The organism is Bacillus sp. RCC_6_1, assembly GCF_041360755.1.
Taxonomy (GTDB): domain Bacteria; phylum Bacillota; class Bacilli; order Bacillales; family Bacillaceae_G; genus Bacillus_A; species Bacillus_A cereus.
Map to the genome: position 1 here is coordinate 330765 of NZ_JBFUPV010000004.1, position 26151 is coordinate 356915.

Here is a 26151-nt window from a genome sequence, read left to right on the forward strand (position 1 = left end):
GTTATTCCACCTCCGTCTCCATAATCATTTCATTTTCTAAAATATTTCCTTCTTCTTGCATACCAAACTGTACATTACGTTCAATCCATTTACGGCGCGGTTCTACTTTATCGCCCATTAATGTTGTAACGCGACGCTCTGCTCTTGCTGCATCATCAATTTTCACGCGAATTAATGTACGCGTTTCAGGATTCATTGTTGTTTCCCATAATTGATCCGCATTCATTTCACCAAGTCCTTTATAACGTTGTAACATATAGCCTTTTCCAACTTTTTTCGTTACACCGTCTAATTCCTCGTCTGACCAAGCGTATTCAATTACCTCACTCTTACCTTTTCCTTTACTTACTTTGTATAAAGGAGGAAGCGCGATAAACACTTTACCAGCTTCGATAAGTGGCTTCATATATCTGTAGAAGAACGTTAATAACAATACTTGAATATGAGCCCCATCCGTATCGGCATCGGTCATAATTACAACTTTATCGTAGTTAATATCTTCAACATCAAATTCATTTCCTACACCGCCGCCAATCGCATAAATGATTGTATTAATCTCTTCATTTTTAAAGATATCAGCAAGCTTTGCTTTTTCTGTATTAATTACTTTACCACGTAACGGTAATACGGCCTGGAAACGTCGGTCTCGTCCTTGTTTCGCAGAACCACCGGCAGAGTCACCCTCTACTAGGTACAGTTCATTTTTTTGCGGGTTACGTGATTGTGCAGGTGTTAATTTCCCGCTTAACGTACCTTCTGATTTTTTCTTTTTCTTACCACTACGCGCTTCTTCTCTTGCTTTACGGGCTGCTTCACGGGCTTGTGCTGCTTTAATTGCTTTTCTCACAAGAAGTGTAGCTACATCAGGATTTTCTTCTAAAAAGTATGCTAAATGCTCAGATACAATGGCATCAATTGAAGAACGCGCTTCACTTGTACCTAGTTTCCCTTTCGTTTGCCCTTCAAACTGAAGCACTTCTTCTGGTACACGTACCGAAACGATAGCCGCTACACCTTCACGAATATCTGTGCCTTCTAAGTTTTTATCTTTTTCTTTTAATAGTGCTACTTTACGAGCATACTCGTTAAACACACGCGTCATCGCTGTTTTAAATCCAGCTTCGTGTGTTCCACCATCTTTTGTACGTACGTTATTTACAAACGATAAAATGTTTTCTGAGTAGCCATCGTTAAATTGAAATGCTAGTTCTGCTTCAATTCCATTTTGTTCACCAGTGAAATATACAACTGGATGAATGGAATCTTTTTCTTCGTTTAAATATGAAACGAAAGCTTCAATTCCCGTTTCATAATGAAATACATCCTCTAAATCATTTCGTTCATCTTTTATTGAGATTTTCATTCCTTTTAATAAGAATGCAGATTCACGTAATCTCTCACATAATGTTTCATAATTATAATTTGTTGTGCTGAAAATCGTTGTATCTGGTTTGAAATGCATCGTAGTACCAGACTCTTTCGTCTTCCCGATTTTCTCAAGCGTCGTTACAGGAACACCGCCATTTTCAAAGCGTTGTTCGTAAATATTTCCGTCACGCTTAATCGTTACGACTAACCATTCTGATAAGGCATTTACAACCGATGCCCCAACACCGTGCAAACCACCACTCGTTTTGTAACCACCTTGACCAAACTTACCACCGGCATGAAGTACAGTTAAAATAACTTCAGGTGTAGGTTTCCCAAGTTTATGCATTCCCGTAGGCATTCCTCGCCCTTTATCTATAACGCTAATACTATTATCTTTATGTATTACGACTGAAATTTCGTCGCCAAATCCCGCTAACGCTTCGTCAACGGAGTTATCTACTATTTCATATACTAAATGATGCAATCCACGGCTGTCCGTGCTCCCGATATACATACCCGGGCGTTTTCGAACGGCTTCAAGTCCTTCTAACACTTGAATCGCATCTTCATTATATTGGAACTGATGCTTCGCCAAACTCCTTGCCCCTTTCCTAATCCAAAATCAGAACATATGTTTCTATTATAGAATAACGCCTCGACTATAGTTTTGGCAAGTTATCTTATCTCTTTTATATACCATTTTCAATAGAAAAATCCTTGTTTTCTCACAAGGATTCCTCTAGGCTACTATTTCAGAAAAATAATCGTTTGTCAACGAGAAATGGATATGTATTCCAAGATTACACATTCCAAACCTTTATTATGATCCAAATGATCAAGATCCAAAATGGGATTACAAATAACAACCCCCAAAAACAGCCTTTAAAAAATCTCATGATGAACACCTCGTTCATCGGCCCTACTTATCTATAATGAGGGCTGAATCAATCTTTCTACCTTTAAATCTATACTATTTTGTCATCGCATGTTCTACTTTAATACAACGATCCATTATTACAGTATAGTCTTTTTCTTTTAAAAATTTGTATGTATCCTCATCTTGTACTCCTAATTGTGCCCAAAAAACATCTGCATCAATCTCTACAAATTCTTTTGCAACATCCATTAAAAACTCTGAGCGACGAAATACATTTACTATGTCAACGTGTTCCTTAATATCCTTTAGTGAAGAAACTGCCTTTTCTCCAAGCACCTCATCTACTGTTGGATTAACTGGAATAATGCGGTATCCAGCATCTTGCATTGCTTTTGAAACCATATACGATGTACGTTCTGGCTTATCTGATAATCCAACAACCGCAATTGTTTTGCTTTTCTTTAACACTTCACCAATTTCCGTACGAGTTGGGTTTTCAATTGTCATAATTAATCCCTCCTATTCCTTTAGTATAGCCGATAAAGAAAGTCTCTTTCAATATGAAAGAGACTTTCTTTTATTTCGATTATTGATTCTTTGTAGCTGAATTATCTGCTAAAGTAGCCGATTTCGTCATTTTTTGACCGTTACGGTAGAATGTAACTTCTACTTTCTCGCCTACTTTTTTCTTTTCATATAAATATTTACGGAATTGAAGAGCATTCTCTACTTTTTGATTATCTAATGCTACTACAATATCATATTGCTCTAAACCAGCTTTTTCAGCCGGTGATATTGGGTAAATTTTACCTAATACAACACCATTCGTTACTTCTTTCGGTACTTTCAATTGATTGACTGCATAAGCTTGCACATCTTCTAATGAAACGACACCTACTCCAAGGGCTGGACGTTTCACTACTCCGTCTTTTTCAAGTGATTCAATAACTGGCTTTGCGATATTAATTGGAATAGCAAAGCCAATTCCTTCAACTTCTTGTTGTGCAATTTTACTTGAATTAATCCCAATTATTTCACCATTTTGGTTAAATAATGCACCACCACTGTTACCAGGGTTAATCGCTGCATCTGTTTGAATAACTTGTGCTTGCCAATCTGGTCGTTTATCGCCATCAATATCAACTGGAATTTCACGTTCTTTACTACTGATTATACCTTCCGTTACACTTCCATCAAAACCTAGTGGGTTACCGATTGCAATTGCTTTTTCACCCGCGCGGATTTTACTTGAGTCACCTAAAGTTGCAACTTTATTCACATTAGCCCCGTCAATTTCAACAACAGCTAAGTCTAACCAAGGATCTTTCCCTACTAACTTTGCATCTACCTTTTTACCATCACTTAGTTTTACAGCAAGTTTATTTGCACCATCTACTACGTGGTTGTTTGTTACGATATATGCTTTATTCCCTGCTTTTTTATAAATAACACCTGATCCTGAACCAGCTTGTTGTTCTTGACCTGTCGGTTGCATTGCAAATGGATCAACACTTTGTTGCATATTAATAACACCTACAACAACATCTTTCGCCCCTTCAATCATACCAGGTAAATCAGTTTCATTTTTCGCTTTATTTACAACAGGAACTACAGTACCTTCTACTTTTGAATCCGAACTAAATGATGATACTGGCGCTCCATTATTTTGAGCCCATGGCATATATGGTGCTGCAAAACTAATCGAAACCGCTCCGACTACAGCCCCCACTAAACCTGTGAAGAAATAGCCTTTTTTACTACCTGATTTTCTCACTTCTCTCGTTTCACTATGCTCTTCATTTAAATTTGGTCCGTCGTAATATCCCATGTTTTATTTCCCCTCTCTGGTGAATTCGTATTTTCAGTATAGTCACGTTTTGTGTCCTTCTTGTGAACTCATCGTGAAATCTAATTAAAAAAATACTCCTATCTAACATTGTAGACAAAAAAAGTATTTTTTGTACATTCTACCTTCAAAAGAGAGTATAAAATCGCCATTTCCCTAGGCTAAATTACACAAATCGTTCTAGATTATTCTTCAAATTTATAACCAACTCGAATAACAGTACCGATATGCTTCGCTTTATCTCCTAGCTTATTTCGAAGTTTTTTAATATGGGTATCAACCGTTCTGTCATCACCGTAATAGTCATATCCCCATAACTGATCTAATAAATGTTGACGTGATAACACGATTCCTTTGTTCTCCATTAAATACACAAGAAGTTCAAATTCTTTATGTGTCAATATAATTTCTTCTCCATCTACTAAAACAGTTCTAGATAGACGATTTACTTCTATTCCAGCTAAAGACATAGCATTTTCTTCCGCTACTCCTACCGCACCATCCGCACGTTTCAATAACGTCTTTGCGCGAGCTACTAATACTTTCGGGCTAAATGGTTTCGTTACATACTCGTCTGCACCTAATTCGAAACCTAGCAATGTATCATCCTCATCCGAACGTGCTGTCAACATAATAATTGGTACTGCTGATTCTTTTCTAATTCTTCTACAAACAGACCATCCATCTATTTCCGGTAACATAATATCTAACATAATTAAATCAATTTCATGCTCTGCAAATAACTCTAACGCTTTTTTTCCATCTTCTGCTTCGATTACTTCAAAGCCTTCATTACGAAAATAATCACTAACAATTTCACGCAATCTTCTTTCATCTTCAACAAGCAATACTGTTTTATTCATATAATCTATCCCGCCTTTTTACTCTTTCAATCGAATAATACGTTGATTGGAGCTTCCGCGAAATGGAAGTGTTAAATCTTTTTTCTCAATTTCAAACCTTCCATCGACTAAAACATCCCCATAATGTAACAACTCTATCATATCATTATTTTGAGAACTCTGTATCTCTTCTAACGTATAACCTGTATACATCCATAGGTTTTTTTTCAAATCTTTCACGATTTTTGCTACCTTTTTCACTTCAGCAGCTTGAAAAAATGGATCTCCACCTGAAAATGTTACATCAGTTAATGGATTACTTGCAATCTCTTTCACAATTTCTTCTACTGTCATTTCCGTTCCATTGCAAATATTCCACGATTTCGGATTATGGCAACCAACGCAACGATGCGGACAGCCCGCAAAAAACACGACTGTCCGCAATCCTTCTCCATCTACTACACTATCATGAATAATATTCATCACTTTCATTTATGTTTCACCCGATCTATCTCTTCACTACGTTTCGCACTATTCCACTTCGACATATCTCCTACAAGATAGCCTGTTATACGGCGAATTCTTTCTATATTAGCCTCATCTTTATTCCCGCAACTTGGACATTCATTCCCAATAACCCCGTGATAACTACAGCACTTACAACGGTCAACAGGATGATTAATTGAACCGTATCCAACGCCATGTTCTGCCATGGCTTGTACAATTTGTTTTAATGCCTTTTTGTTATGCATTGCTGCTCCATCTAGTTCAATATAAGTAATGTGTCCTCCATTACAGAGAGCGTGGAACGGGCCTTCTAAACGGATTTTATTTATCGCTTGAATGTTATAATAAACTGGAATATGGAATGAATTCGTATAGTAATTATGGTTCGTTATACCGTTAATTTCACCAAATTCTTCTCTATCTTTTTTCACAAACTTCCCTGATAATCCTTCTGCTGGAGTTGCAATTACTGAGAAATTCAGTTGATGTTCTTCTGTCGCTTTATCCATTCTATCTCTCATAAAGGAAATAATTTCATACCCAAGTTTCCATGATTCTCCATCTTCCCCATGATGCTTTCCTGTTAAAGCTACTAAACATTCCGCAAGACCGATAAAACCAATACTTAACGTCCCTTGTTTTAAAATCGAGGCTACGGAGTCTTCAGGCTGCAACGTTTCTCCACCACGCCATACACCTTGTGAATATAAAAACTGAAAATCTCTTGCTCGCTTCGTACATTGATACGCATATCTTTCTAATAGCTGCTTAATTCCTAAATCTAAATAATAGTTTAGCGCTTCAAAAAACGCTTCTTTTGAACCACTAATTAACGCTAATTTCACTAAATTAATAGACGTAAATGATAAATTCCCTCTACCAATCGCTGTTTCTTCTCCATGTATATTAGACATAACACGGGTACGACATCCCATGTAACATACTTCACTTTCTGGTCTTCCATCATAATGTACTGCATTAAACGGAGCATCTAAAAATGAAAAGTTAGGGAATAATCGTTCAGCCGTTGTCTCTAATGCTAATTCAAATAAATCGTAGTTCGGATCACTTTCTTCAAAATTCACACCTTTTTTCATCTTGAAAATTTGAATCGGAAAAATCGGTGTCTCTCCTTTACCAAGTCCAGCTTGTGTCGCTTTTAAAAGTTGTTTAATTAACATTCTTCCTTCTTTTGATGTATCTGTTCCGTAATTAATAGAAATAAACGGTACTTGTCCTCCGCCCCTACTATGCATACTATTCGAATTATGAACGAAAGCCTCACACGCTTGATACGTATCATTTTCCGTTTCTTTCCATGCGAATTCTTCTATTTGTTCTTTCGTAAGCGGATATGATTGTAATCGTTTTTTATGTCTCTCAATTGTTTTTCGTACATAAGGTGCTAAATCAATATCAAAGAGTGCAAACGATTGACCACCATGCTGCATATTTTGATTCGCTTGAAAAATAATAGACGAAAGAGCCAATGCACTTTTAATGTCTTGCGGTTGTCTCATATGTCCATGTCCAGTATGAAAACCGTTAGCAAGCATTTGCGCTAACGGAATTTGTGAACAAGTCGTCGTTCCTGTTGCATAAAAATCTAAATCATGTGGATATAATATATTTTCATTTATCGCTTTTTTCACTTGATCTGACAATAAATTCTCAACAGCATAATATTTTGCACTCTCAGATGCGAACGTTCCCATTACGCCCATTGGAGAGCGGCCGTCTACATTTGCATTTTCTTGCATCAAATCTTGTTCATTGCCGTGGACTATTGTCTCAAACACTTTCATTAATTCTTCTTCTCCACGTGTATTATTTTGTAACATTTATAACCCTCCACCAATATGTTGTTATCTTTTGATTAAAATGTTACTACATATAGTCTTACTGTTTCTGTGAGAAATGTAACATTACTGTGAAATTTTTTTCACGAAATAATGAATTTTTCATTTACAAAAAAGAAATGTGCTCTTTACAAATGTATGGTACAATATACGGGAAAAACTCTTTTTACCCTTTATCAACACATTTGAATAAAGGAGACTGAACTTATGGTTACTACATATCTTTTATTTATCGTTGCCTACTTACTTGGCTCGATTCCATTTGCACTAGTTGTTGGAAAAATCGGCTACGGAATCGATATTCGTGAGCACGGGAGCGGTAATCTAGGCGGAACAAACACATTCCGCACATTAGGGAAAAAAGCAGGTTTTACCGTTACAATTGCTGACATTTTAAAAGGGACATTAGCAACAAGTCTACCAATGATTTTCGGATTAGATATTCATCCACTATGGTTCGGGTTAGCGGCTGTTCTTGGACATGTCTATCCAATCTTCGCAAAATTCCGCGGTGGTAAAGCAGTTGCAACTTCTGCTGGGGTGCTATTATGCTATTCACCAGTTGTTTTTGCAATATTGGCTGTTGTATTTTTCACCCTTTTATTTACAACAAGATACGTATCACTTTCTTCTATGGTAACAGCAGTTGTTGCTGTTATTGCATCCATTGTTAGCGGGGATAAAATCTTCATTATTGCGATGTGTTTATTAGCAGGTATGGTTATTTATAAACACCGTGCAAATATCGGACGAATTATAAATAAAACTGAACCAAAAGCAAACTTTTCAAAAAAGCAAAAATAAGATCGTAACCCACATAACGCAAAAAGAAAACGTGAAGCATATTAATAGCGTCTTTTTGCGTTATTTTTTATACTAAAGAAAAAGCAACATAATTTGGAGGAACTATACATGAATCTTTCCGTAACAAAAGAAGCAGCACAATGGTATAAAAATGAATTAAACTTACAATCAAATGAAACACTACGCTTTTTCGTACAATACGGTGGTTGCAGTACTGTGCAAAAAGGACTTTCTTTAGGGATTCGTAAAGATGATCCTGCACATCCTGCTGTTCAAATTCAAGAAGAAGGTATTAACTTCTTTATTGAAGGCGATGATGAATGGTTCTTCGATGGACATAATTTATCTGTTACACTTAACGAAGGTGACGACTTCCCACAATTTAATTATGAAAAATAAAAAAACGTGGCTTCTGCCACGCTTTTTTATTTTTTCTTAATTTCCTCATATTTCGCATACCACTCAGGATATAACTTTTTAAATGATACAGGGCGGAACCCTTCTTTTTTCGCACAAATATTCGTCGTACTTGCAGTAATACAAAGTTCACCATCACCATTATATATTTCATATCCATATACAACGCGAAGTGGGCTCACAGTATCTACCCATGTTTTTACGATTGCTTTTTCTCCGTAACGCATCGCTTTACGGTATGAAATTTGTAAATCTAACACAGGAGAAATAATTCCTTCTTTCTCCATTTCAACATATGAAAAACCTAAATCTTGTATAAGTTTCGTGCGACCTAACTCAAGCCACACTAAGTAGTTTGAATGGTAAACAACACCCATTTGATCTGTTTCCGCATAACGGATTTCAACTTCATGTTCTGCTACAAACATATGTATATTCGCCGTTGCCATAAACTTATAAAAATCTATAATTTTTGTTTATTTCCCTGTTCTACGTGTCCGATTTCACAGAAGCTACTTTCGTTTGATGTAACACTCCGAGGGCGTAAATTCGGATACAACGAATCCTACATATTAGCCGTAACTTTTTTAGATGTTAACTGGCTAATTCATACCGTGACAAATTGATAGCCGCATTTAAATCCCTATCCATTTCGTGACCACAAGTGCATTTGTATACACGGTCAGAAAGTTTTAGTTCTTTGTTAATGCTTCCACAACTGGAACACATTTTTGAAGAAGGATACCATGTATCAGCTTCTACAAATTCAATACCATATTTTTCACACTTGTATTGAATTTGTCTTTTGAACTCATATAAACACTGCTTCGCAATCGCTTTAGCTAGGTATCTATTCTTCATCAGACCTTTCATATGCAACGTCTCCATCACAATGCGAAATGGCTTGGTTTTCACAACTTCGCTCGTGGATTGATGAAGATGATTCTTTCTGATATTTGATAACCTTCTATGTAGTTGTCGTATCTCTTTCTCGATTTTTATAATGCTGCTTGTTTTGACAAAACGGTTTTCCTCCTTATTCATTTCATATTTACGAGAAACTTGACGTTGCAACCTACGAAGGCGTTTCTCTACCTGTCTTACCATTTTTGTTTTGTTGATATTGTTCTTCCTCTGCCCATCAGAACAATATGCTAATTCTTTGATTCCAATATCTATTCCTAACGAAACAGCCGTTAATTTCTCTTTTGTAAACTCCTGTTCAATACCGACAGACAAATACCAATACTTACCGTCAAAGCTAACGCGTGGATTAGAGTACTTAACCCCTACAGGTAACTTTTCGGATGTTTTTACCCAACCAACTTTCTCAATCAAAACTTGTTTTTCTTTTACTTTTAACTTGACATTATCATTGTAAAAAGAGAGTTTTGCTTTCCTTCTGCTTTTGAATCGTGGTTTATCAGCCAGTCCCTTGAAAAATCGCTTATATGCTTCACAAGCATCTTTAATCGCTTGTTTGGCTATATTATTTGAAACATTGTACAACCAAGCATATTCTTCAGACTGCTTTAATACAGTTAATTCTTTCCGTAAAAAAACGTCTGATATGAACTTTCCGCCATTCTTGTAATTCTCTTCTTGCTTCGCCAGTGTCCAATTATAAGCCCATCTTGCCGTACCAACAGATTTCCAAAGTTGCAATTCTTGTTCTTTATTCGGCTTGATTCTCACTTTCTTCGCAAGCATCATTTTCCAGCAACCCCTTAACCATCTTCTTAGCTTATTTTCCCTTGAAGATGGCAACTAGTTTGTTCTATCCTACCTGCCTTTTTTTGCAAAATCACCAATTGAATATACTTTCATATTTTTCATCCCATGAAACTACTTTACTCCGGCGACAATTTTTCATCTACAAATATTTTATCACTAATTATATATTTTTGTAGATATACACTAACTGTTTCTTCCCTTCTTTCACTTCTGCTACCTTGCATACATTTAATCATAATACAGTGACATCAAAAATAAAATAAAAATAGTGAATCTTTTCCCGAAAGGAGCAAGCATATGATTCAAATTGTAACGGTTCGTAGCGGTGATAGCGTATATAGCTTGGCATCAAAATATGGATCAACACCTGACGAAATAGTAAAAGACAATGGACTAAATCCCGCTGAAACGCTCGTTGTTGGTCAGGCACTTATCGTTAATACGAAAGGAAATAATTATTATGTACAGCCTGGTGACAGCCTCTATCGGATTTCTCAAACATATAATGTCCCCCTCGCTAGTTTAGCTAAAGTTAATAATTTATCTTTAAAATCTATTCTCCATGTCGGACAACAATTATATGTACCAAAAGGCACAAAACGAGCTGTAGAATCCATCGCTTATTTACAACCTTCCACTATACCGATTAAAGAGAGTTTAGTTAATGCTACACGTGCCATCAATCCATTTTTAACATATTTAGCTTATTTTAGTTTTGAGGCAAAAAGAGATGGCACATTAAAAGAACCTACTGAAACAGCTAAAATTGCTAATATTGCAACGCAAGGGCAAACAATCCCTATGCTCGTTATTACAAATATTGAAAATGGTAATTTCAGTGCAGATCTAACATCGGTTATTTTACGCGACGCAACGATTCAAAACAAATTTATTACTAACATTTTGCAAACAGCTGAAAAATATGGCATGCGAGACATTCATTTCGATTTCGAGAGTGTAGCACCCGAAGACCGCGAGGCCTATAATCGCTTTTTACGAAATGTAAAAACACGCTTACCTAGCGGGTACACATTAAGCACAACTCTCGTACCGAAAACAAGTTCAAATCAAAAGGGAAAATTTTTCGAAGCCCATGATTATAAAGCGCAAGGGCAAATTGTTGATTTCGTCGTCATTATGACATATGACTGGGGTTGGCAGGGCGGGCCACCAATGGCAATCTCTCCTATTGGTCCTGTAAAAGAAGTACTTCAATACGCAAAATCTCAAATGCCTCCCCAAAAAATTATGATGGGGCAAAACTTATACGGATTCGATTGGAAACTTCCGTTCAAACAAGGGAATCCACCAGCAAAAGCAGTTAGCTCTGTCGCAGCTGTTGCACTTGCTCGTAAATATAATGTTCCTATCCGCTATGATTTCACAGCTCAAGCTCCACATTTTAATTACTTTGACGAAAATGGCGTACAACATGAAGTTTGGTTTGAAGATGCGAGGTCTATTCAAAGTAAATTCAATTTAATGAAAGAGCAGGGCATTGGCGGTATTAGTTATTGGAAGATTGGCTTGCCATTTCCACAAAATTGGCGTTTACTTGTTGAAAACTTTACGATTACGAAAAAGGGCTGACAAAAGTCAGCCCTTTTTGTACATTTTGTTAAGATTCATCTTTGATTTCACTTTTTAATGAGTCAATACTTTCTAAACGTCTTTGATTTTTTGCTTCAATAGCAGCACGATCTTTTTCATTAGAAAGTTCCGCTGTTTCTTTTGCTTCATTAAAGTTATCAACTGTATTTTGCACCATTTCTTGTAACTTTTCAGCGTTGTCACTTCGATTATCTGGATTTGGCATGTACTTCCCTCCTAATATTGTATATACACACCATCTTAAATTACCTATCTTTCCTCAAATTTATACATAAAAAAGGAGAATGTAATATTCTCCTTTTCTTTAACCATTATCAACAATCGGTTGTTTACCTGTTTGATCTTGCATTTGCTTTCCTTTATTTCCACCAGCTTTTTTTGATTGTGTTCCAATATGATTCGGTGCAAAGTCTTTTGAATTTTTTTTCGGATTACCCATTACTATCGCCTCCTTAACACTAGTATCGTACTAGTGTTAAGAATTATTCAGCTTGCTTAAAAAGTTTCATTTCATAACGTTTTTCAATGCGCTCTTCAATGCGATCAATTGCCTCACGATCGCTTAATAATTGTTGTTTATTTTCATTTACAAGTTCTTCAAACGATTTACGGCGACTTCTTCTCATGTTGTTCACCCTCTCTCCTTCGCTTTCTTATTACATAGTATGAGCAAACAAAAAACTCTTTAATCAGATTTGCAAGAAAATTTTATGTTTTAGTACTCCTAAAAAAACTCCGTGTACAATATATTGCACACGGAGTTTTTTATACCATAATATTTAAATACTCTTTCAACTTTTCATCTGCATTCATTTCATTTTCTTTATAATCATGAAGCGCCTGTAATACAAAATCATACTGCTCTAAAATATAACTTTCTAATTTCATAACATCCTCTAAGCTATTAAGCATAATTCTCGTATTACCAACTTCACTTTTTAACGCCGGTTCACATTTTAAACTTGTACATATTTCTTTCACATCTTCTTCTAATATCTCTGTTAATACATATTTCTTTCGCCCTTTTACCTTTAATCTCATAACTGGATAAAAAGCTTTTATATCTAAATAACTTCCTACGTTCATACAACGTAGCCATTCTACATTACGTTTATTACATGCAAGTATTTCTTTCACCGCTTCATATACCGCAGTTTCATCAAGCATAGCCTTATTTACTTTTCGTTTCCCTTCTTCTTCAATAGCTGCACACTTTTGATAAACAGCAGCACACGTAATGCAATCGTCAAATGCATTATGAGAGCTTAAACGAATTCCAAGCATTCGTTTTAACGTTTCAAGTTTATGATTAGGCGCATGCTTCATGTATTTCTTTGCTAAAAATACAGTATCAATTACTTTATTTTTAGGTTCAGGCAACCCAAGCATATTTACATTACTTTTCAAAAAGCGCATATCAAAAGAAGCATTATGGGCCACAATAACATTTGTATGTAAAAATGCTAAAAATAAAGGTAACACTTCTTCAATCGTCGGTGCATCTGAAACGCGATAATTAGTAATACCTGTTAAACTCGTTATTCGGTCCGGAATTGGCCGCTCTGGATTCACGTATGAAACAAATTGATCTACTAATTCATGATTACGATATTTCACTGCTGCAACTTGAATAATTTTATCATTATAAGGGTTAAATCCTGTTGTTTCAAAATCAATTACAACATAATCTAACGGTAAGGATACATTCCCCACTCCATACACTCCTTTATCTCTAAACGGTTATATTTCTTACATCATATCATGAAGTGATTACTACTTGAAAAAGAAAAGGCAGAAATGGGAACTCTCCATCTCTACCTTTTCACCATTATTTTAATTTAGCAACTCTTTTCTCCATCTCTTTTTGTGTCATCGGCCCAATAAACTTATCTTGAATGACACCTTTTGTATCTATAAAATACGAAGTTGGAATCGTAATTACTTTATAAGCTGTTGTCACATCAATGTTCTTGTCCAATAAAATAGAAAAAGTAATTCCTTTTTCTTTAGCAAAATTGCTTACCTTCTCTTCCCCCCCACCTTTTTCTGAAGGCGTATAATTGACCGCTAAAATTTCTACGTTCTCTTTATGTTCTTTATAGAAAGCCTCCATATCAGGCATTTCTTGCTGACATGGTCCACACCACGTAGCCCAAAAGTTTAAAATTACTTTCTTTCCTTTTAAATCCGATAACTTTACATTTGTCCCATCTAACTTCGTTAATGTAAAGTCCGGTGCACTCTTCCCTATCTCAATACCATTCCTTGCGATAATCTCTTTCATCGCAGCTTCACTTTTTTCTTGCTTCACTTTTACCGCCTGCTCTTTATGACCAAACTGTTCATAAGCTGCATATCCCGCTAAACAAAGTAACACTACAATAATCGTAAGCTTTCGCCACATTTTATATCACCCTAACGTATTATCTTCTTTTAACACATTCATCAAAATACTATATACCTTATTTTAGCTTATACGGACAAGCTTGGAAATATTCACATTCTAAATAATCAGAATTTTTATAACTAAGATGAAATATTTACCTTTTAATCATATAATTAGAAATACATAGAACATTTTACAATGAAAGGAGCTCTCATGAATTTATTTAAAAAAATACTTCTATATATTCTTAGTTTTATATTTTCCCCAATCGGAATTATCACATGGATTATCTCACTATTTAGTAAAGATCCTGAAAAAAAACAAGTTGGACATATTTGTCTCTATATCGCATTAATCTCATTTATCCTTTTGGCAGGCCTCGGCATTATTACTTTTTTCACGATGACTACCATTACTACTATAGAATAGCTATAGAAAGGATGATTGTTTTGGGAGAACACCCTATCACCAAAGAGCTACGCTATATACGAATATGCTTAGTTATTTTAGTAATCGTTCTTTTATTTTTCAACAGTGAAAAAGTCGTTGAAATTTCTACAAATCATGATTCCATAGAAAATGTTCCCACCAGTAATATGACACAAATCGCGGAAAATACATTCGCTATTCAAGAATATAATCCATTACTAAGTAGCGAACATACAATTAAGATTTTCAAATATAATCCAGATACAAATCAACTTACTCTCGTCAAAGAAGTTAATTCTAGTGATTCGAATTCTTATACTTATCAACTTAATGAGACCGAATAAAGTGAAACTTTAATCAGCCCTCACCAATCGGGCTGCCCGGCAAATAGCGGAATAAAGATAAGAGCATTACATATCTCTTATCTTTTTGTTTGCAACTCTTTGTACAATGAGTTGCAATTTAATAATTCTCTAGGATTCCCACATTCCACAATAGTCCCATTCTTTATGACAACAACACAATCTGCTATCATCGCTCTCTCTACATCATGTGTTGCCACAATTCTCGTTACATCTCTTCCTATCCCTTCAATCATATTCCAAACCAGTTCTTGATTGCCCGGATCTAACCCAGCCGTCGGTTCATCTAAAATAATAAGAGTTGGATTTGATACAATCGCGCGCAATAATGCAAGACGTTTTCTTTCGCCTCCCGAAAACTCTTCACCGCTTTTATGTAGCACAGTTTGACTCCCTTCAGGTAACCCTCTAATAATCGGCGTTGCATTTATAAGTTCACTATTTTTTTCTAACTGATTTTCTAAACCCTCTTCCCCGAAATACATATTCTCTGTTACCGTCGTTCGGAAAAAACGTGGTTCTTGCCACACTGTAGTCATACGAGCTTCATTACCATAATAAGCAATGCTACCGTTAGATGGTTTATACAAGCCCGTTATTAACTTTAAAAGCGTTGTTTTTCCTGCACCGCTTTCTCCCACAATCATAACGAGTTCACCAGGACGAATTTGCAAATCAATATTATGAATTCTGCATTTCTCTTCGTCATTCTCCTGAAATGAAACATTTGTTATCCTGATCCCCATCGCTCTTTCTACATTGCTATCTGCTGCTCGTTTATTTAAAAAGCAAAAAGCTCTATTTGCCGAAGCGACTGCAACTTGTGTCATTATTAATAAATCGCCCACATAACGGACAGGGAAAAAGAGCATCTCAATTGTCGCTAACACTGCAATGAGTGAACCAACTTCTATTTCTCCCCTCATTATTTTTTGTGCACCTATAATGAGAACAACAATATATGCTCCTGTTTCAATCACCGTTCCAACTACTCCAATGCAATGTTGCATCATCGTCTTCTTTACTTCTGATTTATACGATTGTGCCGTTACTTCTTTAAATAAGCGAATTGCCCATTTTTCTTTTTGTAAACTCCGCAAATCTTGTATCCCCTTTACAAACTGTGACACCATCTCTACAACACTTGAGTGATTTTTTTGAGAAACGCTTGCAATATCTCTTACCTTTTCTCCCATCAGTATTGGAACAATTGTACTTAAAAATAAAAACGGAGTTACCCACAATATAAACTGTATATCTATATGTTGTAGTGCTATGAAAGCTCCAATAAATTGGGCAATAGCGTGTATATATTCTATTAATATAGAGCCATATAATCTGACCCAGTTCGGAATATCAGACACAACCAAAGTTTCTAACTCTCCTTGCTTAATCTTCTCACTCTCTTCAAACGGTAATGAGAAATAGTGACGCAATAATTCTATACGTTTCGTTTGTAATATACGTTGACTCGCTTTTGAACTTATATAATCAAATAAAAGATTGTTCGCCCACATTAAAAAGTGACTACCCGCAAACAAAGCTATATATACATACGCACCTTTTAGCTCCCTTTGAATAAGATTGTCTACAATTAATCCCATGAAAATTGGGCGAGATAAATTTAAAATGGCAGCAATTATCCCACTACATACAGCTGCTATTACTAATATTTTTTCTTTCTGTAACGGTAACAGAATTCTTTTATATTCTTTCATGACGTTTCCTCCATTTTTCGTAGTAAAAAAGAAAGGGATGAAACCATATGGTTTCATCCCTTTCCATAAAATAAGGAAGCTAACTATTGTTAGCTTCCTTATTATTCATTTCAATTATTTAGTTCGACACTTTAGACTCTTCAATTTTCTCACGAAGAACCATTTGCAGAATACCACCGTGACGGTAGTAGTCAATTTCTACTTCACTATCGAAACGAGCTACTACTTCAAATTGTTTTTCATTGCCATCTGCATCAGTTGCAACTACTTTCACAAGATCGCGTGGTCTAACTGTTTTGTCGATTTGAATTTCAAATGACTCGTTACCAACAAGACCTAACGTTTCAGCACTTTCGCCATCTTTAAATTGAAGTGGTAGTACACCCATTAACACTAAGTTACTGCGGTGAATACGCTCAAAGCTTTCTGCAATTACTGCTTTAATACCTAGTAAGTTTGTTCCTTTCGCAGCCCAGTCACGAGAACTTCCCATACCGTAATCTTTACCAGCAACAACTAGAAGGCCTGTGCCATCTTCTTTATATTTCATAGCAGCATCATAGATAGACGTTACTTCACCTGTTGGCCAATATGTTGTATATCCGCCTTCTGTTCCTGGTGCGATTTGGTTTTTAATACGGATGTTCGCGAATGTACCACGCATCATAACTTCATGGTTACCACGACGAGAACCGTAAGAATTGAAGTCAACTGGTTGTACGCCATTTTCTAATAAGTAGCGTCCAGCTGGTGTATGCTTACCGATTGAACCTGCTGGTGAAATGTGGTCTGTCGTTACAGAGTCACCAAATTTACCAACTACGCGTAGGCCTGATAATGTTTCAACTTCACCTGGCTCTTTAGATAATCCTTCAAAGAATGGTGGGTTTTGAATGTATGTTGAATCATTATCCCAAGTATATAACGCTTCATTTGAAGTTTGGATTTCATTCCAACGCTCATTGCTGTTAAATACTTGTGCATATTCTTTCTTGAACAGTTCAGATGTAACAACACTTTGAACTACATCTTCAATTTCTTTAGCTGATGGCCAAATATCGTTGAAGTAAACAGCATTGCCATTTGCATCTTTACCGATTTCATCATTTTTCAGGTCAATATCAACAGTACCTGCAAGTGCATATGCCACAACTAGTGGTGGTGATGCTAAGTAGTTTGCTTTTACAAGTGGGTGGATACGCCCTTCAAAGTTACGGTTACCAGATAAAACAGATGTTACTAGTAAGTCGTTTGCTGCGATTGCTTCTTCTAATTCTGGCGCTAATGGACCAGAGTTACCGATACAAGTCGTACAACCGTAACCAACTGTTTGGAAACCTAATTGATCTAAATATGTTGTTAAACCAGACTTATCTAAGTACTCAGTAACAACTTTAGATCCTGGTGCTAATGATGTTTTTACATACTCAGGTACTACAAGTCCTTTTTCAATTGCTTTCTTCGCAACTAGACCTGCTCCAATTAATACGTATGGGTTTGATGTATTTGTACAGCTTGTAATTGCAGCGATTGCAATTGCACCTGTTTTCATCGTTACTTCTTTATCTTCTAATGTAACCTTCACTTCTTTATCGAACTCTTGCTCATTAAATCCAAGTCCTTGTGTTCCAACTGGTGCTAAAACAGCTTTGTGGAACGCATCTTTCATATCTGAAAGTGGAATTAAATCTTGTGGGCGTTTCGGTCCAGAAAGGTTAGATTCGATTGTATTTAAATCAATTTCTACAAGATCAGTGTAGATTGGATCTTTACTGTCTGCTGTATAGAATAAACCGTTCGCTTTACAGTATTCTTCAACAACGCGAATTTGTTCTTCATCTCTACCTGTTAAACGTAAGTATTCTAATGAAATATCATCGATTGGGAAGAATCCACAAGTTGCGCCGTATTCTGGTGCCATATTTGAAATTGTTGCACGGTCAGCTAAAGGCATGCTCTTTAGTCCATTACCGAAGAACTCAACGAATTTACCAACTACACCTTTTTGACGTAATACTTGCGTTACTTTTAAGGCAACGTCAGTTGCTGTAGTACCACTTGGAAGTGTACCTGTTAATTTCACACCGATTACTTCAGGTACTGGGAAGTATGAAGGCTGTCCAAGCATTCCTGCTTCTGCTTCAATACCACCAACACCCCATCCAAGAACGCCGATACCATTAATCATTGTTGTATGTGAGTCTGTTCCAACTAATGAATCTGGGTATGCAACTAAGTCACCTTCAGCATTTTTCACAGCATGAACAACTGGTGCTAAATATTCAAGGTTTACTTGGTGTACAATACCTGTAGCTGGTGGAACTGCACGATAGTTATCAAATGATTTTTGTGCCCAGCTTAAAAATTTATAACGTTCTTCATTACGTTTAAACTCTAAGTCCATGTTGAATGCAAGCGCGTCTGCCGTACCCGCTCTATCAACCTGTACAGAGTGATCAATTACAAGGTCTACAGTAATTTCTGGATTGATTTTATCAGGATCTCCACCCATGTCTGCCATTGCTTTACGAAGCGAAGCCAAATCAACAACAGCTGGTACACCAGTGAAATCTTGTAAAATTACACGAGATGGTTTAAATGGAACATCGATATCTTGCACATCTTTCGTTCCCCATTTCGCTAAATTTGTAACATGCTCTTCTGTAATTACACGTCCGTCTACTTGACGAAGTACTGATTCAAGTAAAACTTTCACGGAATATGGTAATTGAGATACGTTGCCAACCCCTGCATTTTCAAGCGCTTTCAAATCATAATAATGATACGTTTTTCCATCTACTTCAAAAGTTGCACGTGATTGAAATGGATTATGTTTGACCATTATGTTTCCCCCCTGTTAAACGTGACTAAGTTGTCTGAATATAAAATGTAGACAAACTTTTCAATACCTTACGATAATATCTTATTACAACTTTCTAAATAAGTAAATAATAAGAAACTTATAGATTATCATAAGTTTTCTTTATGTTTCTAAATTTGAATAGTGTTCATGCTCCTTATGAATACTATTACCATAAAGTAAAGTGCTCTATTAGCGCTTTACTTATAGTTCATACACACTATGAACTGCTCATCATTCAACATACAAAAAAATGTTATAGAGGTGAAATAAAATGGGTAAAAGAAAAGCAAATCATACTATTTCAGGAATGAATGCAGCATCCGCACAAGGACAAGGTACTGGTTATAACGAAGAGTTTGCAAATGAAAACTTAACTCCTGCAGAAAGACAAAATAATAAGAAACGCAAAAAGAACCAGTAACGAAAAATCCCAAAAGGAACATTCACCTTTTGGGATTTTTTCTAATGTTTATAACGTAACAATTCTGAAACCGTTACAAATCGATAGCCTTGTTTTTTTAGCTCAGGTAAAATTTTTGCTAGTGCTGCTACCGTTTGACTACGATCATTTCCTCCATCATGTAACAATACAATATCGCCACTTTTAGCATTTTTCACTACATGATTTACGATAGATTCCACCCCTGGATTTGCCCAATCACGTGGGTCTTGATGCCACGACCATAGAACGGTTTGATAACCTGCTTCTTTTGCTGTTTTAAATACAGCATCGTTAATATATCCACCAGGAGGACGGAATAGCAACGGTTCTTTCACCCATTTTTCGAAAAATTTTTTTCCATCCAAAATATCTTTTTTTAATTTTTCATCTGATGAACTATTTGCATATAAATGATTCATCGTATGATTTCCAATCTCATGTCCCTCTTTTAACACTTGTTTCACTAAATATGGATTGCGCTGAACTCGAAATCCAATCATAAAAAATGTCGCTTCAGCCTTATATTGACGTAATAAATGTAAAACTTGTGGTGTATACGTTGGATCTGGTCCATCATCAAATGTAATGGCAATAATTTTTTCATTATTAGGTACTTCCCACGTTACATAGCCAGTTGGTTCTAGCTCTTTTCTGAGCAACATTTTCGCTTCCACTTTTTCAACTTGAAATATATGTACTGCGCATAATAAAGAAAAAACGAATAGAAAAATTTTCTGTTTTCGCATAATGTTCATTAAAGTAAGAGGTTGTCAAATACACAACAACCTAATTTACTTTTCTAATTGATCTACATTTCGCATTATATTTTGGAGATTATTTTCATATTGCTCAAGTTGTGGACGTTGTGTTTCTGAAGCTACCTCTAGTGCATTTTGAATTTGTTCATATGCTTCCTGAACCTCTTGGCGTAATTCTTTTAAATCATGACCGTAGTTTGGATCATTTTTCACAATGTTGTTAAATGCATTTTCTGCTTGTGTAACGCCTTGCTGCGCTGCTTGAAACGCTTGTTGTTTATCTTTATGATATGGCATTATATAATCCCCTTTCTGTAATAGTTAGTCCCAATTATCTTTACCTTTTTTTCTAAAAACATTCTCGTATAAATTTGCAAACTTCTCTCATTCTAAAAAGGAAGAGGAGGTGTCACATACAATGGGAAAAAACAATCGTGAAGCGAAAGAAAAAAAAGGACAACCTGAACCATTAAGCGGATCTCATAAAGTAAAAAACCGTAACCATTCACGCCAAAAACATCATGCGCATCATGATATGTAAAACAAAAAGTGCACACTAGCTATCTTTTCCACATACAATGTTTATATTTTTCCATTTATTCTTCACCCCTAATTCATTCATGCATAACATAGTATGAATTGAGATTTTACGGAGGGTGTCTTACATGGGCAAGAAAAAGAAGGATTGTCTTTTTCATGTTGATGGTTTCGAAGAATGGATGGATCAGTTTTGTTCTGACTCTTGTAGTAACTTTAGTTTCCCAAATCAAATTCATATTGACCTTTGCGAAACTGAACAAGAATACATTTTGGAAACAGATGTACCAAATGCCAATGAACAAAATGTAGTCATTAAAAAGATGGAGACAGGCCTAACCATTTGCATACTTCATAAAAACATTTCTTTGCAGCGAACTATCCCTTTACCCGCTAATGTTATTTATAAGAAGATGCTAGCCTGCTTAGAGAATGGTTTTTTGGCCATTCATATTTCCAAAAATGAAGTTGCTGATAAACATGAAAAGAAAGTTCTTTTTTCAAATTAAGAGTTAATATAATACAAACATAAGCCCCAGTTGGTACTGGGGCTTATGTTATTTCGCATGCATTTCTATATTAGAATTTCTATCATATCTTTTTTTCAATAAACCTTTTGTAACTAAAAGCACAGGAAATGCCACAGTTGAGAATATAGCTAATGTTGAAAATACTGCAAACCCATTTTGGTACCCGTAGTAATCGAGAAGTACTCCTCCAAACCACGGACCTATTACTGCTCCAATTCCCGAAAAGCCCATCGCACCGAAGTATGTTCCTTTTAGATGCGCAACAGCAATATCATCAATAAATACATCCGTCATCGAAAACATTAAGACTTCTCCAATTGTAAAAATAATTGTACAAACGGCAGCACCTAGCATGGATTCTACTATTCCAAAGCCAAATAATCCCCCACTCACAAATAAAGCCCCCACCATAATTGATGTTAACGGTGTATACTTTTTACAAATTTGAATAACAGGGTATTGAATTACGACTACAACAATCGCATTTAAAGCTAGCATATATGAAAATAATTTCACTCCATCCTGAAATATATGTGCATTTGCAAAATATTGAGATACTGTTGTCGTTAAATGAGAAAAACCACAATTACTCAAAATAATACCAACTAGTGCAACTAAAAATACGACATCCTTTCGCAAAATACGAATTGCCTTTAACATTGTGACAGGCTTTTCTGTATTTACTTTCTTTTTTCCAATCGGATACTTCTTAAATTGGAACGCTAATATAGCTGTATATAAAATGTATACTCCAGCTGCTACTAAAAACGGAATTGTTGATTTTGCGCTTCCAATCTGTAACCCGACAAGTGGGCCAATCGCTACTCCAACATTGATTGCACCGTAACGCAAATTATATACGAGTAAACGATACTCAGGTTTCGTTAAATCTGATAATAACGCTCTTGATGTTGGCTCAAAAAATGACCTACATAATCCATTCAAAGCATTTAATAAAAAGAAACTTAAAACATGATCTGCAAGTGAAAAACCAATGAATACAAAGACCCAAACGATCATGGACCATATTATAATCATATTTCGACCGAATCGATCTGATAAATTCCCTCCGATAAAACTAGCAAACACTCCAACAAGTGCACTCGTTCCGATAATAGCACCTGTCATTCCAGCTGATACACCTTTCACAGTCGTTAAATAAATTGCTAAAAAAGGAATACTCATTGACGTGGCGAACCTCGCAAATAAAGTCCCTATTATAATTGTCATTCCTAACGGATGAATATTTTGCAACTTCCCCTTCATCTTAAAAACCTACTCTCCCTGTTCTTACATAAAAAAAGAAAGCAAAGGATCTGCTTTCTTTTCCCTTTTTATACTTGCGCTGTTGATACCCGCGCTGTTCTCGTTATATCCATATCTATGCCATATGTAAACTGTAATTCTTTACAAACATCTTTAATTAATATTGCAACATTATACTTCTCATTAAATTGTAAAACGATGTTCTCCACTTCTTCATATGTATACTTATATTCGCCTGTAATGACACTTTTTAGATCAAAGCATTCGTTAATACAAAGTTGTACAAGTAGCTGGTCATATTTCTCTATTACATCTTCTTTCTTCCAAAGTAACTCTTTTACATATAACCGATCAAACTTCACACTTTCTCGATTACAATCCGTTAAAATCCGGGTCATTTCATTTAATTCTCGATACAATTCAGAAATATTTTTGCTTAAACTAAGCAGTTTATCTACGCCATTTTCATATAACATATTCATTCCACCCCCGCATTTTCTTCTTATTATAGCAAGAAAATTCTAAAAATAGTTTCTTTCTTCTGAAATATTAGGAAACTAATTTCAATTGCTTTACAATGAAACTAGTTAATGCGAGAGGAGAAAGAAAATTGGAGCACAAATTATATTACACTGACGCTTATAAGCAAGACTTTACTACTAAAATTATAAAGCAAGATTATGATAAAAACGGTAACTTATACGTTGTTTTGAATGAAACAGCATTTTATCCGACAGGTGGCGGACAACCATATGATACTGGTACATTAAATGATATCAATGTAATCAATGTAGAAGAGATAAACGGAGAAATTCGTCACTACATCGCAGAACAATTACATACAGAAGACGTAGAAGGTAAAATTAATTGGGAGCGCCGTTTTGATCATATGCAGCAACATGCGGCTCAGCACATTTTATCTGCTGCTTTTTGGGACCATTTTAACATACCTACGATTGGATTCCATCTTGGTAAAGAAACGGTAACAATCGATTTAGAAACAGAAAATCTGCATACAGAAACAGTTGAAAAAGCAGTACAAATTGCAAACAAAATTGTTTTTGAAAACCATCCAATCCGTATAGAGTGGATGAACTTAGAAGAAGCGAAAACATTACCTCTTCGTAAAGAACCGAATATGACAGAAAATATACGTGTTGTTATTATCGAAAATTACGACTACAACGGCTGTGGTGGAACCCATCCGAAACGCACTGGTGAAGTTGGTCTTATTCAAGTACTAGGATGGGAGAGCAATAAAGGTGGTATACGCTTAACCTTTATCGCTGGTTGGCGTACACTTAAATTAATGGGGCAACAGCAACAAATTATGAAAGATGTTTCCAAACAATTAAACAGTAGCGAAACTGATATCCCAGCAAAAGTGGCACAGCTTCTTACCTCTCAAAAGGAAAACGAAAAAACAATACAAACAATGAATGAAAAATTATTATTTGCAGAGGCAAATGAATTACTACAACAGCCCACCGAAATACATGCTGGGTTACTTATTTCTAAAGCATTTACAGATCGTTCTATGCAAGAAATTGCAAAACTATCAGCTATCATTACAGAACAACAAGAGCATGCAATTACGTATTTCGTTATTGAAAATGATGACAAACTACAATGTATTCTCGCTTGCGGAAAAACAGTAACGCTCGATATGAATGCTCTTTTAAAAGATGCTCTTCCTGCAATTGAAGGAAAAGGTGGCGGAAATAAAAAGAGTGCACGCGGCGGCGGAAAAGCGGTTATGCACGGGGACGAGTTTTTAAATCAGCTTGTTTCTTCTTTACAGTCAGCAGTGTAAAACATGTTTATGAAGGATAGCTAACGGCTATCCTTCAACTATATTTACAGGCCTATATGTTGTTTCAACCCTTGATAACTCCCTGAATTTGCAAAACCGCCACTTATAAGATTGATAAAAGTTTCCGAAAAACCATAATAACTTAATTCGTTAATCGGTACCATTTGCACATCATGAATCGGATTATGATCGAACTCGTTAGAAGGTAGTTTAATTTCACCTTCAATCCTTTCAAGCAGAAACGTAATATGTAACAAAGATGGACTAGCATCTGGTTTATCACAAACATAGAGTAGCTTCTTAATTTTAACTTCTAATCCCGTTTCTTCTCTCATTTCTCGAATCATCGCTTCTTCTAACGTTTCACCATTCTCTACCCTTCCTCCAGGTAAAGACCAATCGCGATTAGCCACTTTTTGCTTTACTAGCAATACTTTTTCATCTTCAATTAAAATTCCCGTAACACGAACTTGCATTATATTTTCTATATATAACCTCCTCTTCCCATTATATTTACACATTAATCCTTCCATAAAAAGAACGTATGTTTTATAATTAAAGAAAATTATGGAAGAAAGTAGTTGTTACATTCATGCGACCATCTTTAACAAAAACTATATCTCTTACAGATTTCCAAAATTATTATTGGTTAAAAGCAGAACTGCAAACATTTTGTCGCGAGCATGGTCTGCCAGCTAGTGGCTCTAAGACCGAAATAACCGAGCGTATCTCACATTATTTAACTACGGGGAAAGTCTTAAAAAACAGCTCTGTGCAAAAAGTGAGCAAAGCTCCCCTCTCTTATAAAGACCTTTCTCTTCAAACGATTATTACTAAAAATCACCGCTGTAGCGAAGAGGTTCGTGCTTTTTTCAAAGAAAAAATCGGAACAAACTTCCGCTTTACAGTAGCTCTTCAAAAATTTTTCAAAGAGAATGTTGGAAAAACATATGAAGACGCGGTAGCTTTTTGGCATGAAGAAAACGAACGAAAAAAAGACCCTACATACAAAACAACTATCGGTGCACAATTTGAATACAATCGCTTTACTCGTGACTTTTTCAAAGATCCAAATAATAAAGGAAAAGCAAAAGCTGATGCGATTGCTGCTTGGAACGAAATGAAAGCGAAGCCTGGCAGCAATGTTTATGTTCCTCAAAAAGTAGAAAACTAGTTACC

30 protein-coding genes are annotated in these 26151 nt (G+C 35.7%); 10 read left to right on the top strand and 20 right to left on the bottom strand.

Annotated elements, in window-relative coordinates:
• Position 1: 1 nt before the first annotated feature.
• From parE to AB6801_RS15950, 6 genes are all read right to left on the bottom strand, one after another.
• On the bottom strand, positions 2-1966 hold the full coding sequence (gene parE, locus AB6801_RS15925; RefSeq protein WP_001062202.1) for a DNA topoisomerase IV subunit B: 1965 nt from the start codon (positions 1964-1966) through the stop codon (positions 2-4).
• Between the two features lie 375 nt (positions 1967-2341).
• Complete coding sequence (locus AB6801_RS15930; RefSeq protein WP_000151387.1) at positions 2342-2755, bottom strand: CoA-binding protein; 414 nt, start codon at positions 2753-2755, stop codon at positions 2342-2344.
• Positions 2756-2834: 79 nt separating this feature from the next.
• Entirely contained in the window at positions 2835-4076 is a 1242-nt protein-coding gene (locus AB6801_RS15935; protein ID WP_000542641.1) for a S1C family serine protease, read from the bottom strand.
• A 203-nt stretch (positions 4077-4279) separates the two neighbouring features.
• Positions 4280-4957, bottom strand: a complete 678-nt coding sequence (locus AB6801_RS15940; protein ID WP_001044679.1) for a response regulator transcription factor — start codon at positions 4955-4957, stop codon at positions 4280-4282.
• An 18-nt stretch (positions 4958-4975) separates the two neighbouring features.
• Positions 4976-5428 carry an anaerobic ribonucleoside-triphosphate reductase activating protein gene (nrdG, locus tag AB6801_RS15945; protein WP_000867078.1) on the bottom strand — a complete coding sequence of 151 codons (453 nt, stop codon included), beginning with the start codon at positions 5426-5428 and terminating at the stop codon, positions 4976-4978.
• Positions 5425-7284: an anaerobic ribonucleoside triphosphate reductase gene (locus AB6801_RS15950; RefSeq protein WP_000940073.1), complete on the bottom strand. Its 1860-nt coding sequence runs from the start codon at positions 7282-7284 to the stop codon at positions 5425-5427. The genes nrdG and AB6801_RS15950 overlap by 4 nt, the downstream gene beginning before the upstream one ends.
• Positions 7285-7509: 225 nt before the next feature.
• Here AB6801_RS15950 and plsY point away from each other — a divergent pair, with 225 nt between their 5' ends.
• Positions 7510-8106, top strand: a complete 597-nt coding sequence (plsY, locus tag AB6801_RS15955; RefSeq protein WP_000258974.1) for a glycerol-3-phosphate 1-O-acyltransferase PlsY — start codon at positions 7510-7512, stop codon at positions 8104-8106.
• Positions 8107-8214: 108 nt separating this feature from the next.
• Positions 8215-8505 carry a HesB/YadR/YfhF family protein gene (locus tag AB6801_RS15960; protein ID WP_001054453.1) on the top strand — a complete coding sequence of 97 codons (291 nt, stop codon included), beginning with the start codon at positions 8215-8217 and terminating at the stop codon, positions 8503-8505.
• 26 nt (positions 8506-8531) lie between these two features.
• Here AB6801_RS15960 and AB6801_RS15965 read toward each other — a convergent pair whose 3' ends face one another.
• Positions 8532-8951 (bottom strand): acyl-CoA thioesterase, encoded by a 420-nt coding sequence (locus AB6801_RS15965; RefSeq protein ID WP_000495812.1) that lies wholly within the window; start codon positions 8949-8951, stop codon positions 8532-8534.
• A gap of 166 nt (positions 8952-9117) precedes the next feature.
• Positions 9118-10236 (bottom strand): RNA-guided endonuclease InsQ/TnpB family protein, encoded by a 1119-nt coding sequence (locus AB6801_RS15970; RefSeq protein WP_097999075.1) that lies wholly within the window; start codon positions 10234-10236, stop codon positions 9118-9120.
• Positions 10237-10554: 318 nt separating this feature from the next.
• On the opposite strand from AB6801_RS15970, the gene AB6801_RS15975 reads away from it, so the two are divergent.
• A complete protein-coding gene (locus tag AB6801_RS15975; protein ID WP_000614862.1) occupies positions 10555-11847 on the top strand; it encodes a glycoside hydrolase family 18 protein in 1293 nt (430 codons plus the stop codon).
• Between the two features lie 28 nt (positions 11848-11875).
• On the opposite strand, the gene tlp is transcribed toward AB6801_RS15975, so the two are convergent.
• From tlp to AB6801_RS16000, 5 genes are all read right to left on the bottom strand, one after another.
• The gene (tlp, locus tag AB6801_RS15980) at positions 11876-12073 is read right to left on the bottom strand and encodes a small acid-soluble spore protein Tlp (protein WP_001133511.1); all 198 of its coding nucleotides are present in this window, start codon (positions 12071-12073) and stop codon (positions 11876-11878) included.
• 99 nt (positions 12074-12172) lie between these two features.
• Complete coding sequence (gene sspN, locus AB6801_RS15985; protein ID WP_000527987.1) at positions 12173-12307, bottom strand: acid-soluble spore protein SspN; 135 nt, start codon at positions 12305-12307, stop codon at positions 12173-12175.
• A 43-nt stretch (positions 12308-12350) separates the two neighbouring features.
• Positions 12351-12494, bottom strand: a complete 144-nt coding sequence (locus tag AB6801_RS15990) for an FbpB family small basic protein (protein WP_001254703.1) — start codon at positions 12492-12494, stop codon at positions 12351-12353.
• A gap of 139 nt (positions 12495-12633) precedes the next feature.
• A complete protein-coding gene (locus AB6801_RS15995) occupies positions 12634-13581 on the bottom strand; it encodes a 3'-5' exonuclease (RefSeq protein ID WP_000528755.1) in 948 nt (315 codons plus the stop codon).
• A gap of 115 nt (positions 13582-13696) precedes the next feature.
• A complete protein-coding gene (locus tag AB6801_RS16000; RefSeq protein WP_097999076.1) occupies positions 13697-14272 on the bottom strand; it encodes a redoxin domain-containing protein in 576 nt (191 codons plus the stop codon).
• 195 nt (positions 14273-14467) lie between these two features.
• Here AB6801_RS16000 and AB6801_RS16005 point away from each other — a divergent pair, with 195 nt between their 5' ends.
• Positions 14468-14683: a hypothetical protein gene (locus tag AB6801_RS16005; protein WP_001048152.1), complete on the top strand. Its 216-nt coding sequence runs from the start codon at positions 14468-14470 to the stop codon at positions 14681-14683.
• Positions 14684-14694: 11 nt separating this feature from the next.
• Positions 14695-15027 (top strand): YmzC family protein, encoded by a 333-nt coding sequence (locus tag AB6801_RS16010; protein WP_074595727.1) that lies wholly within the window; start codon positions 14695-14697, stop codon positions 15025-15027.
• Between the two features lie 77 nt (positions 15028-15104).
• On the opposite strand, the gene AB6801_RS16015 is transcribed toward AB6801_RS16010, so the two are convergent.
• Together AB6801_RS16015 and acnA are read right to left on the bottom strand one after the other, a co-directional pair.
• On the bottom strand, positions 15105-16763 hold the full coding sequence (locus tag AB6801_RS16015; protein ID WP_000666360.1) for an ABC transporter ATP-binding protein: 1659 nt from the start codon (positions 16761-16763) through the stop codon (positions 15105-15107).
• Positions 16764-16881: 118 nt separating this feature from the next.
• The gene (gene acnA / locus AB6801_RS16020; protein ID WP_000238558.1) at positions 16882-19605 is read right to left on the bottom strand and encodes an aconitate hydratase AcnA; all 2724 of its coding nucleotides are present in this window, start codon (positions 19603-19605) and stop codon (positions 16882-16884) included.
• 292 nt (positions 19606-19897) lie between these two features.
• Between acnA and sspO the strand changes: the two genes are divergently transcribed.
• Complete coding sequence (gene sspO / locus AB6801_RS16025; protein WP_000518055.1) at positions 19898-20047, top strand: acid-soluble spore protein SspO; 150 nt, start codon at positions 19898-19900, stop codon at positions 20045-20047.
• Positions 20048-20088: 41 nt separating this feature from the next.
• Here the strand turns inward: sspO and pdaB are convergent, their stop codons facing one another.
• Positions 20089-20814 (bottom strand): polysaccharide deacetylase family sporulation protein PdaB, encoded by a 726-nt coding sequence (gene pdaB, locus AB6801_RS16030; RefSeq protein WP_003284976.1) that lies wholly within the window; start codon positions 20812-20814, stop codon positions 20089-20091.
• Between the two features lie 45 nt (positions 20815-20859).
• On the bottom strand, positions 20860-21123 hold the full coding sequence (locus AB6801_RS16035; protein WP_001146295.1) for a hypothetical protein: 264 nt from the start codon (positions 21121-21123) through the stop codon (positions 20860-20862).
• Between the two features lie 121 nt (positions 21124-21244).
• Here AB6801_RS16035 and AB6801_RS16040 point away from each other — a divergent pair, with 121 nt between their 5' ends.
• Positions 21245-21367, top strand: a complete 123-nt coding sequence (locus AB6801_RS16040) for a small acid-soluble spore protein P (protein WP_000517649.1) — start codon at positions 21245-21247, stop codon at positions 21365-21367.
• 124 nt (positions 21368-21491) lie between these two features.
• Positions 21492-21872, top strand: a complete 381-nt coding sequence (locus AB6801_RS16045; protein ID WP_000516731.1) for an Hsp20/alpha crystallin family protein — start codon at positions 21492-21494, stop codon at positions 21870-21872.
• 48 nt (positions 21873-21920) lie between these two features.
• Here AB6801_RS16045 and AB6801_RS16050 read toward each other — a convergent pair whose 3' ends face one another.
• Positions 21921-23159: an MDR family MFS transporter gene (locus tag AB6801_RS16050; RefSeq protein ID WP_097999077.1), complete on the bottom strand. Its 1239-nt coding sequence runs from the start codon at positions 23157-23159 to the stop codon at positions 21921-21923.
• Positions 23160-23227: 68 nt separating this feature from the next.
• Positions 23228-23635 (bottom strand): hypothetical protein, encoded by a 408-nt coding sequence (locus AB6801_RS16055; RefSeq protein ID WP_000965133.1) that lies wholly within the window; start codon positions 23633-23635, stop codon positions 23228-23230.
• Positions 23636-23769: 134 nt separating this feature from the next.
• Between AB6801_RS16055 and AB6801_RS16060 the strand changes: the two genes are divergently transcribed.
• Positions 23770-24972, top strand: a complete 1203-nt coding sequence (locus AB6801_RS16060; RefSeq protein ID WP_176520657.1) for an alanyl-tRNA editing protein — start codon at positions 23770-23772, stop codon at positions 24970-24972.
• Between the two features lie 44 nt (positions 24973-25016).
• Here the strand turns inward: AB6801_RS16060 and AB6801_RS16065 are convergent, their stop codons facing one another.
• Positions 25017-25505, bottom strand: coding sequence for an NUDIX domain-containing protein (locus tag AB6801_RS16065; RefSeq protein WP_114159861.1), 489 nt, complete (start codon positions 25503-25505; stop codon positions 25017-25019).
• 59 nt (positions 25506-25564) lie between these two features.
• Between AB6801_RS16065 and AB6801_RS16070 the strand changes: the two genes are divergently transcribed.
• Complete coding sequence (locus AB6801_RS16070; RefSeq protein ID WP_097814151.1) at positions 25565-26146, top strand: DUF6434 domain-containing protein; 582 nt, start codon at positions 25565-25567, stop codon at positions 26144-26146.
• The last annotated feature ends 5 nt before the right edge of the window (positions 26147-26151 follow it).